The organism is Pseudomonas sp. FG47, from assembly GCF_057809115.1.
This window is the reverse complement of record NZ_JBMDJI010000007.1, coordinates 56,175-68,155: the sequence shown is the minus strand read 5'-3', so window position 1 is coordinate 68,155 and position 11,981 is coordinate 56,175. Positions and strand designations below refer to the sequence as shown.

The following is an 11,981-nucleotide window of genomic DNA, read 5'->3' as shown; positions in this document are numbered from 1 at the left end:
CATGCCCCGTGAGATCGCCTTCCATGGCGTGTACATGCCCACCATGACCTTGATGTTCCTGTTCGCCCTGGGCCTGGCCTGGGGCCTGGACCGGTTCATCGCCAGCGTGGATGGCTATCGCTTCTTCTGGCACCCGGCGCTGTTGCGCCTTTCCCTGTTCGTTTGCCTGTTCGGCGCCCTGGCGCTGTCGCTCTACTGGTGAGAATCCCTCGATGAAAAAGTTCTTCAGCCTGATCGCCACCCTGCTGGTGCTGGCCGCCGCAGTGGCGATCGGCCGCCAGTTATGGCTGCACTACATGACCACGCCGTGGACCCGTGACGGCCGGGTGCGCGCCGACATCATCAATGTCGCCGCCGATGTGCCGGGCTATGTGGTCGACGTGCCGGTGCTGGACAACCAGCGGGTGAAGAAGGGCGATGTGCTGATGCGCATCGATCCGGAGCACTACCAACTGGCGGTGGACCAGGCCAAGGCCCTGGTCGCCGCGCGCAAGGCCACCTGGGAAATGCGCAAGGTCAACGCCAAGCGCCGCGCCGACATGGACAACCTGGTGATTTCCAAGGAAAACCGCGACGATGCCAGCAACATCGCCAGCGCCGCGCTGGCCGACTACCAGCACGCCCAGGCGCAATTGGCCGCGGCCGAGTTGAACCTCAAGCGCACGCAGATCGTCGCCACAGTCGATGGTTACGTGACCAACCTGAACATCCACCGCGGCGACTACGCCCGCACAGGCGAGGCGTTGATGGCGGTGGTGGACGAGCATTCGTTCTGGGTCTACGGCTTCTTCGAGGAGACCAAGCTGCCGCATGTGAAGGTGGGTAACCAGGCCGAGTTGCAGATGATGAGTGGCGAGCGTCTCAAGGGCCATGTGCAGAGCATCGCCCGGGGTATCTACGACCGCGACAACCCGCAGAGCCGCGAGCTGATCGCCGATGTGAACCCAACCTTCAACTGGGTGCGCCTGGCGCAACGGGTGCCGGTGCGCATCCATATCGACGAGGTGCCGGACGGATTCCTGCTGGCGGCCGGCACCACCTGCACCGTGGTGGTGACGCCGGACAGCGATTGACCGTAGGCGCCAGCAAGGCTGGCTCCTACAGGAGGAGCGCAGGGCTTGAGCTCAGCGGTGCATGAACTGCGGGGCGCGCTTCTCGGCGAAGGCGGCCATGCCTTCCTTCTGGTCATCGATGGCGAAGGTCGAGTGGAACAACCGGCGCTCGATCCGCACGCCTTCGCTCAGGCTGGTCTCGAAGGCGTGGTTGACCGCCTCCTTGGCCATCATGGTCACCGGGCCGGAATAGCTGGCGATGCGCGCAGCGGCCTGCAACGCCTCGTCGAGCAGCGTGGCATCGCTGACCCGACGGCTGACCAGGCCGCAACGCTCGGCCTCCTCGGCATCCATGGTGCGCCCGGTCAGCACCAGGTCCATGGCCTTGGCCTTGCCGATCGAGCGCGCCAGGCGTTGGCTGCCGCCGGCGCCGGGGATGGTGCCGATCTTGATTTCCGGTTGGCCGAAGCGCGCGCTCTCACCGGCGATGATCATGTCGCACATCAGCGCCAGCTCGCAGCCGCCACCCAGAGCATAACCGGCCACCGCGGCGATGCTCGGCTTGCGGAAGCTGGCCAGGCGCTCCCAGTTCAGCGTCACGAAGTCGCTGGTGTAGACCTCCATGTAGCTGCGGTCGCGCATGCCTTTGATGTCGGCGCCAGCGGCGAATACCGTATCGCCACCGGTCACTACCAGGGCGCGGACGCTACGGTCCTGTTCCAGACGGTCGAGCACACCCGCCAGCTCCTCCATCATTTCTCCGCTCAGGGCATTCAAGGCCTCGGGGCGGCTCAGGCGGATCAGCGCGACGGCGCCGGACTGTTCCAGTTGCAGGTAGTCGAGTTTCATCCGTGTCGTCTCGGTTCAGTGGCGTGGGAGTTGGTGGCGGGCATCGACCAGTACCGGGCAGCCGGCTTCGTCGATGACCCTGCTGGCGATCGAAGGGTCGAGCACGCGTTTGAGGCGTGACAGATGGCGATGGCCCATGACCACCAGGTCGATGTTGCGCGCCTTGGCCAGCTTGATGATGACCTCGGCCGGCTCGCCAACTTCCTGGCTGCCGGTGGTCGAGAAGCCTAGTTGCTCGAAGGCCTTGATTGCCTCTTGCACGATCTTGTCAGCGTGCAGTTGCTCCTGGGCGGCGGCAGGGTATTCGGTCTGGTCGAAGCTGCTCAGGCGCTGGTCGAACTCCTCCAGGGCATAGGCACTGTCGACCGCCAGCAACACGTGCAGCAAGTGCTGCTCGGGGTCGCAGAAGCGCTTGACGGTGTCGAGGATGCCTAGGCTGCGCGGGGTGCCATCGATGGCGATCAGTACCGACCTGAACATGCTTGCGGGTCCATTGGTTATGCAGAAGGCAGCTATTCTTCGGAATGATTGCAGTACGGTAAATGGTGTGCAGCGCAATCACATATTGCGTCATATGCAAAGGCAGGAAAACCGGCAAAGACTGGTAATATTGCAGCGGATTCACCGAAATTCTTGAATGGATGCTTACCATGCACTTTCCGGATATGAACCTTCTGGTCGCACTGGACGCCCTGCTCGACGAGGGCAGCGTGGTCGGGGCGGCACGCCGCATGAACCTCAGCCCGGCAGCCATGAGCCGCACCCTGACGCGGATCCGCCATGCCGTTGGCGACCCGATCCTGGTGCGCGCCGGCCGCGGCCTGGTGCCCACGCCCAAGGCCATGGCCTTGCGCAGCCAAGTGCGCAGCGTGGTCGAACAGGCCGGTCAGGTCTTCAGCTCCAGCGACGAGGTCGACCTGCCGACCCTGGAACGCTCCTTCAACCTGCGGGCCAATGACGTGTTCATCGCGCCGTTCGCCACGCCGTTGCTGGAAACCATGCGCAAGCAGGCGCCACGCACCGTGCTGCGCTTCGTTCCCGAAGGCGAGGGCGGCGACGAGGACGAAAGCCTGCGCGATGGGCGCCTGGATCTCTATATCAGCGCCACCCGCAACCTGGGCCCGGAGATCAAGGTGCAGAGCCTGTTCTCCACCACCTTCGTCGGCCTGGCCCGGGTCGATCACCCGATCTTCAACGACGAGATCACCCCGGAGCGTTTCGCCGCTTATGAGCAGATCAGCGTGTCGCGGCGTGGCCGCGCCACCGGGCCGATCGACCAGGCGCTGGCGGGCATGGGGCTGAGCCGGAGGGTGGCGTTGATCACGCCGAGTTTCCACTCGGCGATGTTCTCGCTGCCCGAGTCCGACCTGCTGCTGCCGTTACCGCAGCATGTGCTGCTCAGTGTCGCCCGGTTGGGCTTGCCGTTGCGCTCGTTCCGCATTCCGATGGCGCTGGAGTCGGTGGCCATCATGCAGGCCTGGCACCCGCGATACGACAACGACCCGGCACACCGCTGGCTGCGCCAGACGCTCAAGGAGTGTTGCAGCAAGCATTGAGCGGGGGGGAGGGCTTAGCGCCTATGAGATCGAGTGCGGCGCCCGACTCATAGGCCCACATCCCCCGCTCGCACTTATGATTATGTGGCTTTATAGTTGCATCGTATGCAGCATAAAGCTGCGAATATGTCAGTTTTCGACAGCATTGCGCCTCCCTAGACTTGCCGGGTATCTACTTTTCCCGGAGTTCTAAAGCCATGCGTGCCTATCTGCCTCGTCCCGCCCCAGCCCGCGCCACCGGGGCCAGGCCATGACTTCGCTGGCCGCCACGGCTACCGTGGCCGCCCCTTCGAGCGCCGCGGCGCCGGCACCGGCCAAGCCGGCCGCGCCACCGGCATTTGGCCCGCGCATCGTGGTCGGCCTGGTTGGCGTGCTGCTGGCGGTATTGTGCGCCGGCCTCAACGAGATGGTCACCAAGATGGCCCTGGCCGATATCCGTGGCGGCATGGGCATCGGTGCCGACGAAGGCTCTTGGCTGGTGGCGCTGTACTCGGCCACCTCGGTATCGGCCATGGCTTTCGCGCCCTGGTGCTCGGTGACCTTTTCCCTGCGTCGTTTCACCCTTAGTGCCATCGGTGCCTTCGCCGTGCTTGGCCTGCTGTGCCCGTTCGCGCCCAACCAGGAAACCTTGATGGTGCTGCGCACCCTGCAAGGCTTCGCAGGCGGTGCCTTGCCGCCGATGCTGATGAGCGTGGCGCTGCGTTTCCTGCCGCCAGGCATCAAGCTCTACGGCCTGGCTGGCTATGCCCTGACCGCCACCTTCGGCCCTAGCCTGGGTCTGCCACTGGCCGGCCTGTGGACCGAATACGTCGGTTGGCAGTGGGCTTTCTGGCAGATCATCGTGCCATCCTTGCTGGCCATGGCCTGCGTGGCCTGGGGCCTGCCGCAGGACCCGCTGCGCCTGGAGCGCTTCAAGCAGTTCGACTGGCGTGGCCTGCTGCTGGGGTTGCCGGCGATCTGCTCGATCGTCATTGGCCTGTCCCAGGGCGACCGCTACGGTTGGTTCAACTCGCCGATGATCTGCTGGTTGCTGGGCGGTGGCCTGGCGCTGTTGGTGCTGTTCATGATCAACGAGTGGTCCCATCCGCTGCCGTTCTTCAAGTTGCAGATGCTCACCAACCGCAACCTCACCCATGCCCTGATCACCCTGGGCGGCGTGCTGGTGGTGCTGTCGGCGGTGATCATCATCCCGTCCAGCTTCCTCGCCCAGATCCAGGGCTACCGCCCGGCGCAGACCGGCCCGGTAATGCTGTTGGTGGCCTTGCCGCAGTTGCTGGCGCTGCCGCTGACCGCGGCGCTGTGCAACATCCGCGCGGTGGACTGCCGCTGGGTGCTGGCCATCGGCCTGGGCATGCTGGCGGTGTCCTGCTTCGGCGGCACCTTCGTTACCTCGCAGTGGATCCGCGACAACTTCTACGTGCTGCAACTGTTCCAGATCTTCGGCCAGCCCATGGCGGTTATCCCGCTGCTGATGCTCGCCACCGGCGGCATGACGCCGCAGGACGGCCCGTTCGCCTCGGCCTGGTTCAACACCGTCAAGGGCCTGGCCTCGGTGGTCGCTGCCGGGGTTCTCGACGCGCTGACCACCAGCCGCCGGCATTTCCACTCGAACATGCTGGTAGACAACCTGGGCAACTCGCCCCTGGTCGACGGCAACGCCGCCGGCCTGGCCAAGCGTATTCACGAGCAAGCCGTGGTGCTGACCTCGGCTGACCTGTACCTGTGCATGGCACTGCTGGCGCTGGCGCTGATCGTGCTGATTCCCTTCGTGCCTACCCGGATCTATCCACCGCGCGCGGTGGCATAGCGTTCTTGTTGAGAGAGAAAGACATCATGACCATAAGCAAAAACCAGAAACTGGCCTTGATCGCGGCGGCGGTCATCGTCGTCGGCGGCATCGCCTTCACCGCCTTGCCTTCGCTGTTCGGCGGCGGTGGCGTGCAATCGACCAACGACGCCTACGTATCGGCCGACTACACCGTGGTGGCGCCGAAAGTGGCCGGCTTCATCACCCAGGTGCTGGTCGAGGACAACCAGCAGGTCAAGGCCGGGCAACTCCTGGCGCGCATCGACGACCGTGACTTCCAGGCCGCCCTGGCGGCGGCCGAGGCCCAGGCGCAGATGTCCCGCGCCCAGTTGCAGAACGCCAAGGCGACGTTGGAGCGTCAGGCCTCGCTGATCTCCCAGGCTGAGGCCGCGGTGGCCGCCGACAAGGCTGAACTGGCCTTCGCCAGCCATGAGCTGACCCGCCACACGCGCCTGGCCGAGCAGGGCGCCGGCACCGTGCAGAACGCCCAGCAGGCGCGTAGTCGGGTCGACCAGGCCCAGGCGCGGCTGACCAACTCCAGCGCGGCCCTGGCGGCGGCGCGCAAGCAGACCGACATCCTCAGCGCGCAGTTGCAGGCCGCCGAGGCCGGGCGCAAGCATGCCGATGCGGCGCTGGACCGTGCGCGCCTGGACCTGTCCTACACCAGCATCGTCGCGCCTATCGACGGCATGGTCGGCGAGCGGGCGGTGCGCATTGGCTCCTACGTGCAGCCCGGGGCGAAAATGCTCTCGGTGGTGCCGTTGCAGCGCGCCTACGTGATCGGCAACTTCCGCGAAACCCAGCTGACCCACGTGCTGCCTGGCCAACGCGTCGAGGTGAGCGTCGATACCTTCCCCGGCGAGCGCCTGCGCGGCGTGGTGCAGAGCGTCGCGCCGGCCACCGGCCTGACCTTCGCGGCGGTCAAGCCTGACAACGCCACCGGCAACTTCACCAAGGTGGTGCAGCGCATTCCGGTGAAGATCGTCTTCGACGCTGACCAGCCGCTGTTGCAGCGCTTGCGCGTGGGCATGTCGGTGATCGCCGATATCGACACCCGTAGTGAAGGCGGCCAGGACGCCCGGGCCAAGACCAATCAGGAGGTCAGCGCCCGATGAAGCTTGCACGTACCGGCACGCCCTTGTTGTTGGGCGCCACCCTGGCCTTGAGCGCCTGCACCCTCGGCCCGGACTTTCACAAGCCTGCTTCGAGCGCCCCGGCGGCCTGGCCCGCCCTGCAGGAAAAGGCTGCCCCCAGCCAGCCGCAGAGCACGCCGCTGGAAGCCCGTTGGTGGGAGACTTTCCACGATGCGCAACTGACGGCGCTGATCCAGCGCGCGGTGGAGCGCAACCTGGACCTGCAGATCGCCACTTCGCGCCTGCTGCAAAGCCGCGCGCTGCGCATGAGCATCGCCTCCGAACAGTACCCGTCGGTGGATGTCGACGCCGGCTACAGCCGCGCGCGCAACAGCGCCAAAGGGCTTGCCGACCCGTCCGGTAAAAATGGCAAGTCGGCGTTCAACCTGTGGCAAGGCGATTTCGTCGCGGCCTGGGAGCTGGACCTGTGGGGCCGCGTGCGGCGTGAAGTGGAAGCGGCCGACGCCAGTGTCGAGGTCGCCGAAAACGATCGTCAGGGCGTGCTGCTTTCGCTGCTGGCGGAAACCGCCAGCACCTATATCCAGCTGCGCTCGGTGCAAAGCACCCTGGGCGTGGTGCGCGAGAACCTGGACGTGTCCCGTCACTCGTTGCGCCTGTCGCAGATGCGCCTGAGCGACGGCGTGGCGACTAACCTCGATGTCGCCCAGGCCGCCGCCCAGGTGGCTTCGGTCGAGGCGCGCCTGCCGACCCTCGAAGAGCGCCAGGCGCAGTTGATCAACGCCCTGAGCCTGCTGGTGGCCGAGCCGCCGCGCAGCTTGCAGCAGGAACTGCTGACCCCGGGCGAACTGCCGCGCACCGCCCAGCGCTTCGCCATGGGCCTGCCGTCGGAGCTGGCCGAGCGCCGCCCCGACATCCGCCAGGCCGAGGCGCGGCTGCATGCGGCCACCGCCAGCATCGGCGTGGCCAAGGCCAACTTCTACCCGAGCATCCGCCTGTCCGGCAGTGCCGGCTTCCAGTCGATGCAGTTGTCCGACTTCGGCAACTGGGACGCGCGGCGCTTCGCCATCGGGCCACAGTTGAACCTGCCGATTTTCGAAGGTGGGCGCCTCAAGGGCGTGCTCGAACTGCGCGAGGCGCAGCAGCAGGAAGCGGCATTGCAGTATCAGCAGACGGTGCTGCGCGCCTGGCACGAAGTGGACGATGTGCTTCGCCAGTACAACGCCAGCCAGTTGCGCCGCGACTTGCTCGAGGAAGCGGTGCGCCAGAGCCGGGTGGCCTTGGATAACGCCAAGCGCCAGTACGTGGAAGGCGCGGTGGATTTCCTCAATGTCTTGACGGTGCAAAGCGCATTGCTGGCCAACCAGGAACAGTGGGTGGAAAGCAGTGCCGCCACGTCGTTGTCCATGGTGGGGCTGTACAAGTCCCTGGGCGGCGGATGGCAATCGTTTGCGCCGGTGATGCAAGCCAAGGTTGAACGCGATTGAGCGCAGCGGTCAAAGAGCCATGAGGCACGCCGCCAACAATGCTTGCGTTGTTGGCGGCGTGTCGTTTTTGGGAACAGATATCATCCAGAAAAAGGACGCAGGTATGAATATTTCCTTGCACGGCAAAAGTGCAATCGTCAGCGGTTCCACGGCCGGTATAGGGTTCGCCGTCGCCTTCGGCTTGGCCGAGGCGGGTGCGAATGTGGTGATCAACGGCCGTGAAGAAGGCCGGGTGAAGCGCGCCATCAAGCAAATCACCGACAAGTTGCCCGGCGCCAAGGTGTCCGGCGTGGTTGCCGACCTTGGCACGCTCGAAGGTGTGAAGAAGCTGATCGCCAAGGAGCCGGAAACCGACATCCTGGTGAACAACCTGGGCATCTTCGAGCCCAAGGGCTTCTTCGAGATCAGCGACGAAGACTGGCAGCATTTCTTCGAGGTCAACGTGATGAGCGCGGTGCGCCTGTCGCGTCACTACGCCCAGGGCATGAAAGTGCGCAACTGGGGCCGGGTGTTGTTCATGTCCAGCGAATCGGCGCTGCAGATCCCGACCGAGATGATCCACTACGGCACCACCAAGACCGCGCTGCTGGCGGTGTCCCGCGGCCTGGCCGAGACCCTGGCCGGTACCGGCGTGACGGTCAACGCCGTGCTGCCGGGGCCGACCCGTTCCGAGGGCGTGGGCGGTTACTTCGAGAAGATGGCCGACGAGGCCGGCAAGCCGGTCGAGGAGCTGGAAGCCAGCTTCATCGCCGAGCACCGCTCCAGTTCGATCATCAAGCGCCTGGCCACGGTGGAAGAGGTGGCCAACCTGGTGGTCTACCTGGCTTCGCGCCAGGCCAGCGCCACCACCGGCGCGGCCATGCGCGTGGATGGCGGGGTGGTGCGTTCGATCGCCTGATGTAAAAAGCCCGGGCGGTCATGCCGCCCGGGCTTTGTTGTATCGCGCTTGCCGGCAAACACCCTGTTGCCTGGATCGCCAGCAAGGCAGGCTCCTACAGGTTGGAGTCTGTGTAGGAGCCGGCTTTGCCGGCGAACAGCGGCGCCATGCACCGCAGGGTCAATGCGCCAGGGTCGGCTGGCTCAGGGCCGGCAGCCCATAGTCGAACTCGGCGAACAGCCGGGCGAAGCGCTTGAGCGACTCCGGTGCGTCCATGCGCTCCATCACCACTTCGATGAACACCAGCGCGTCGCAGGCCTCGGCCTCGATCAACGCCACTTCCAACTGGTCCTCGGTGTGCACGGTGAAATGCCGCGCGCGCTCGCGGGTGTCGAGCACCTTGGGCAGCTGCGCGTAACGCCACGGGTTGATGTCGTTGTAGCTGGAGTTCTCGCCGAGGATCAGGCGCTCGATGGTGTAGCCGTCGTTGTTGATCAGGAAGATGATCGGCTTGAGGTCGTGGGCGAGGATGGTCGACAGCTCCTGCACGGTCATCTGTAGCGAACCGTCGCCAATGAACAGCATCTGCCGCCGCTGTGGCTGGGCCAGCAGGGTGCCGAGCAGGGCTGGCAAGGTGTAGCCGATCGAGCCCCAGATCGGCTGGGTCAGGTAGGTCACCCCACGCGGCATGCGCAGGCCGTTGAGGCCAGCCGAGGAAGTGCCACTCTCGGCGATGATCAACTCGTCGCCGCGGATCAAGTGGGCGATGCGCTGCCAGAAACGCAACTGGCTCAGCGGATGCTCGGGCAGCGCGCGGAATGCCGCCGGGCCGCTGAACGGCGGTACCTGGCGCGGCATGGCTTGCATCACTGGTGGTTGTTGCACCAGGGTCTCCAGTACCTGGCGCATGCTCACCGCGTTGTAGTGCACCTTGGCCATCGACGCGGCATAAGGCTGCAGCTGGATCAGCGCGCCGTCCTGGAACTTCTGCGAGAACAGCGCGGTGCTGACGTCGGTGAAGCGCGCGCCGATGCTCAGCACGCAGTCGGCCTGCTCGATCGCCTCGCGTACCGCCGGGGCGCTGCCGGCACCGGCGTAGGTGCCGAGGAACAGGTGGTGGGTTTCCGGCAGCATGGCCTTGGCCGGCGGCAGGTTGGCGAAGGGCAGGTCGAGGCGTTCGATCAGCTCCAGCACCTGTTCGGTCAGGCCGAAGCGTTCGACGTCGATGTCCACCAGCACCACCGGTCGGCTGGCCTTGGCCAGGCGTTCGCGCAGTTGGGCCACCACATGTTGCAGCTGGCCCGGCTCGCTGCGGGTTTCGCACAGTTGCAGCGGCGTGTCGGGTACTTCGATGTGCAGGTAGGCGAGGTCCGACGGCAGTTGCAGGTACACCGGGCGGCGTTCGCGCAAGCAGGTCTGCAGCACCCGGTCGATCTCTTGCGCGGCGTTTTCCACGGTGATGCGCGCCTGGGCCACGGTGAACTGGCGCACGGCAACCATGATGTTGTCGTAGTTGCCGTCGGCCAGGGTGTGGTGCATGAGCGCGCGGTCGATAATCGCGTGCAGCGGCGGCATGCCGGAGATCATGACCACCGGAACCCGTTCGGCATAGGCCCCGGCAATGCCGTTCAGCGCACTGAGGTCACCCACGCCGTAGGTGGTCAGCACCGCGCCGAAGCCTTGGGCACGGGCGTAGCCGTCAGCGGCGTAGGCGGCATTGAGCTCGTTGCAGTTGCCGATGAAGCGCAGGTCCGGCATGACCTCGACCTGTTCGAGCAAGGTCAGGTTGTAGTCGCCGGGTACGCCGAACAAGTGGCGGATACCGAATTCCTGCAGGCGACGCAGGAGAAAGTCGCCGATGGTCATGTCCATGTTGGAGTCAACCTCGTGAGTCCGTTGAGGAGGGATAACGCGTCGTCAGCGTGTGCCGCGCAGGTCGATGACCTTGCCGGCCTTGCCTTCGGAGCGCTTCAGGGAGTGGCAGGGGTTGAGCACGATGCGGGTGCTGATGCCGACATGCACCTTGATCCGGTGGCTGAGCTGCTGGCAGGCGGCTTGTTGCTCCTCGTTGCTCAGGCGGCTGTGTTCTGGGCGCAGCTCAACCTGCACGGTGAGGGCGTCGAGGTTGCCTTCACGGCTGACGTGCAGCTCGTGCACGGGGCTGAAGATGAACAGGTTCAGCAGTTGTTCCTCGATCTGGCTGGGGAACACGTTGACCCCGCGGATGATCAGCATGTCGTCGCTGCGCCCAGTGATCTTGTCCAGTCGCCGCATGGCGCGGCCGCTGCCGGGCAGCAGGCGGGTCAGGTCGCGGGTGCGGTAGCGCACCATCGGCAGCGCTTCCTTGCTCAGGGTGGTGAGCACCAGTTCGCCGAACTGGCCGTCGGGCAGCACTTCGCCGGTTACCGGGTCGATGATTTCCGGGTAGAAGTGATCTTCCCAGAGGGTCGGGCCGTCCTTGGTGTCCAGGTGCTCCATGGCCACGCCCGGGCCCATGATCTCCGACAGGCCATAGATATCCAGGGCCTGGATGCCCAGGCGCTGTTCCAGTTCGCCGCGCATCTGTTGGCCCCAGGGTTCGGCGCCGAAGATCCCGGTTCGCAGTGACAGCGCGCGTGGGTCCAGGCCTTGGCGCTCGATCTCTTCGGCGATGTTGAGCATGTACGACGGCGTGACCATGATGATGTCGGGCTGGAAATCGCGGATCAGCTGGACCTGTTTCTCGGTCTGGCCACCGGACATCGGGATCACCGTGCAGCCGAGTTTCTCGGCGCCGTAGTGCGCGCCCAGGCCGCCGGTGAACAGGCCGTAGCCGTAGGCGATATGGATGCGGTCGCCACGCTGGCCGCCGGCGGCACGAATCGAGCGGGCCACCAGCGACGACCAGACATCGATGTCATGCCGGGTGTAGCCGACCACGGTGGGCTTGCCGGTGGTGCCGCTGGAGGCATGCAGGCGCACCACCTGGTCCATGGGCACGGCGAACAGGCCGAACGGGTAGTGCTCGCGCAGTTCGGCCTTGCTGGTCAGGGGGAAGCGGGCCAGGTCCTCCAGGTGGTTCATGTCCTTGGGGTGAATCCCCATGGCCTGGAATTGCTCGCGGTACCAGGGCACGTTGGCGTAGGCATGTTCCAGGGTGACACGCAGGCGTTGCAGCTGGTGGTCGCGCAACTGGTCGACGCTGGCGTGTTCGAAGCGGTCGTCGACCGGCTCGGCGAAGGCGGTGGACGGGGTGCTGTGCAAGGGCATCGATGGGATGGGC

Annotated in this window: 11 protein-coding genes; 7 read left to right on the top strand and 4 right to left on the bottom strand. The window is 65.5% G+C overall.

Features of this window, described 5'->3' with window-relative positions; all coding sequences use genetic code 11:
* Position 1: 1 nt before the first annotated feature.
* Together ACODS5_RS08530 and ACODS5_RS08525 are read left to right on the top strand one after the other, a co-directional pair.
* A complete protein-coding gene (locus ACODS5_RS08530) occupies positions 2–202 on the top strand; it encodes a DUF1656 domain-containing protein (protein WP_028689551.1) in 201 nt (66 codons plus the stop codon).
* A gap of 10 nt (positions 203–212) precedes the next feature.
* Positions 213–1,073 carry an efflux RND transporter periplasmic adaptor subunit gene (locus tag ACODS5_RS08525; protein ID WP_134691168.1) on the top strand — a complete coding sequence of 287 codons (861 nt, stop codon included), beginning with the start codon at positions 213–215 and terminating at the stop codon, positions 1,071–1,073.
* 51 nt (positions 1,074–1,124) lie between these two features.
* Here the strand turns inward: ACODS5_RS08525 and ACODS5_RS08520 are convergent, their stop codons facing one another.
* Both ACODS5_RS08520 and ACODS5_RS08515 read right to left on the bottom strand, forming a co-directional pair.
* Positions 1,125–1,901: an enoyl-CoA hydratase gene (locus tag ACODS5_RS08520; RefSeq protein ID WP_489108397.1), complete on the bottom strand. Its 777-nt coding sequence runs from the start codon at positions 1,899–1,901 to the stop codon at positions 1,125–1,127.
* A 15-nt stretch (positions 1,902–1,916) separates the two neighbouring features.
* Complete coding sequence (locus ACODS5_RS08515) at positions 1,917–2,381, bottom strand: universal stress protein (RefSeq protein WP_134691165.1); 465 nt, start codon at positions 2,379–2,381, stop codon at positions 1,917–1,919.
* 170 nt (positions 2,382–2,551) lie between these two features.
* Between ACODS5_RS08515 and ACODS5_RS08510 the strand changes: the two genes are divergently transcribed.
* From ACODS5_RS08510 to ACODS5_RS08490, 5 genes are all read left to right on the top strand, one after another.
* Positions 2,552–3,457, top strand: coding sequence for a LysR family transcriptional regulator (locus ACODS5_RS08510; protein ID WP_134691164.1), 906 nt, complete (start codon positions 2,552–2,554; stop codon positions 3,455–3,457).
* Between the two features lie 250 nt (positions 3,458–3,707).
* Positions 3,708–5,264: an MFS transporter gene (locus tag ACODS5_RS08505; RefSeq protein WP_489108396.1), complete on the top strand. Its 1,557-nt coding sequence runs from the start codon at positions 3,708–3,710 to the stop codon at positions 5,262–5,264.
* A gap of 26 nt (positions 5,265–5,290) precedes the next feature.
* Positions 5,291–6,379 (top strand): HlyD family secretion protein, encoded by a 1,089-nt coding sequence (locus tag ACODS5_RS08500; RefSeq protein ID WP_489108395.1) that lies wholly within the window; start codon positions 5,291–5,293, stop codon positions 6,377–6,379.
* Entirely contained in the window at positions 6,376–7,842 is a 1,467-nt protein-coding gene (locus tag ACODS5_RS08495) for an efflux transporter outer membrane subunit (RefSeq protein WP_134691161.1), read from the top strand. The genes ACODS5_RS08500 and ACODS5_RS08495 overlap by 4 nt, the downstream gene beginning before the upstream one ends.
* A 103-nt stretch (positions 7,843–7,945) precedes the next feature.
* Positions 7,946–8,740 carry an SDR family NAD(P)-dependent oxidoreductase gene (locus ACODS5_RS08490; RefSeq protein WP_134691160.1) on the top strand — a complete coding sequence of 265 codons (795 nt, stop codon included), beginning with the start codon at positions 7,946–7,948 and terminating at the stop codon, positions 8,738–8,740.
* Between the two features lie 159 nt (positions 8,741–8,899).
* Here ACODS5_RS08490 and ACODS5_RS08485 read toward each other — a convergent pair whose 3' ends face one another.
* The gene (locus ACODS5_RS08485) at positions 8,900–10,591 is read right to left on the bottom strand and encodes an alpha-keto acid decarboxylase family protein (RefSeq protein ID WP_134691159.1); all 1,692 of its coding nucleotides are present in this window, start codon (positions 10,589–10,591) and stop codon (positions 8,900–8,902) included.
* A 45-nt stretch (positions 10,592–10,636) separates the two neighbouring features.
* Positions 10,637–11,968 (bottom strand): phenylacetate--CoA ligase PaaK, encoded by a 1,332-nt coding sequence (gene paaK / locus ACODS5_RS08480; protein ID WP_489108443.1) that lies wholly within the window; start codon positions 11,966–11,968, stop codon positions 10,637–10,639.
* Positions 11,969–11,981 lie beyond the last annotated feature (13 nt).

What these genes read in the sequence shown, in the direction of transcription:
- ACODS5_RS08530 (WP_028689551.1), top strand. Translation starts at nt 2, where the DNA reads ATGCCCCGTGAGATCGCCTTCCATGGCGTGTACATGCCCACCATGACC.
- ACODS5_RS08525 (WP_134691168.1), top strand. Translation starts at nt 213, where the DNA reads ATGAAAAAGTTCTTCAGCCTGATCGCCACCCTGCTGGTGCTGGCCGCC.
- ACODS5_RS08520 (WP_489108397.1), bottom strand. Translation starts at nt 1,901, where the DNA reads ATGAAACTCGACTACCTGCAACTGGAACAGTCCGGCGCCGTCGCGCTG.
- ACODS5_RS08515 (WP_134691165.1), bottom strand. Translation starts at nt 2,381, where the DNA reads ATGTTCAGGTCGGTACTGATCGCCATCGATGGCACCCCGCGCAGCCTA.
- ACODS5_RS08510 (WP_134691164.1), top strand. Translation starts at nt 2,552, where the DNA reads ATGCACTTTCCGGATATGAACCTTCTGGTCGCACTGGACGCCCTGCTC.
- ACODS5_RS08505 (WP_489108396.1), top strand. Translation starts at nt 3,708, where the DNA reads ATGACTTCGCTGGCCGCCACGGCTACCGTGGCCGCCCCTTCGAGCGCC.
- ACODS5_RS08500 (WP_489108395.1), top strand. Translation starts at nt 5,291, where the DNA reads ATGACCATAAGCAAAAACCAGAAACTGGCCTTGATCGCGGCGGCGGTC.
- ACODS5_RS08495 (WP_134691161.1), top strand. Translation starts at nt 6,376, where the DNA reads ATGAAGCTTGCACGTACCGGCACGCCCTTGTTGTTGGGCGCCACCCTG.
- ACODS5_RS08490 (WP_134691160.1), top strand. Translation starts at nt 7,946, where the DNA reads ATGAATATTTCCTTGCACGGCAAAAGTGCAATCGTCAGCGGTTCCACG.
- ACODS5_RS08485 (WP_134691159.1), bottom strand. Translation starts at nt 10,591, where the DNA reads ATGGACATGACCATCGGCGACTTTCTCCTGCGTCGCCTGCAGGAATTC.
- paaK (WP_489108443.1), bottom strand. Translation starts at nt 11,968, where the DNA reads ATGCCCTTGCACAGCACCCCGTCCACCGCCTTCGCCGAGCCGGTCGAC.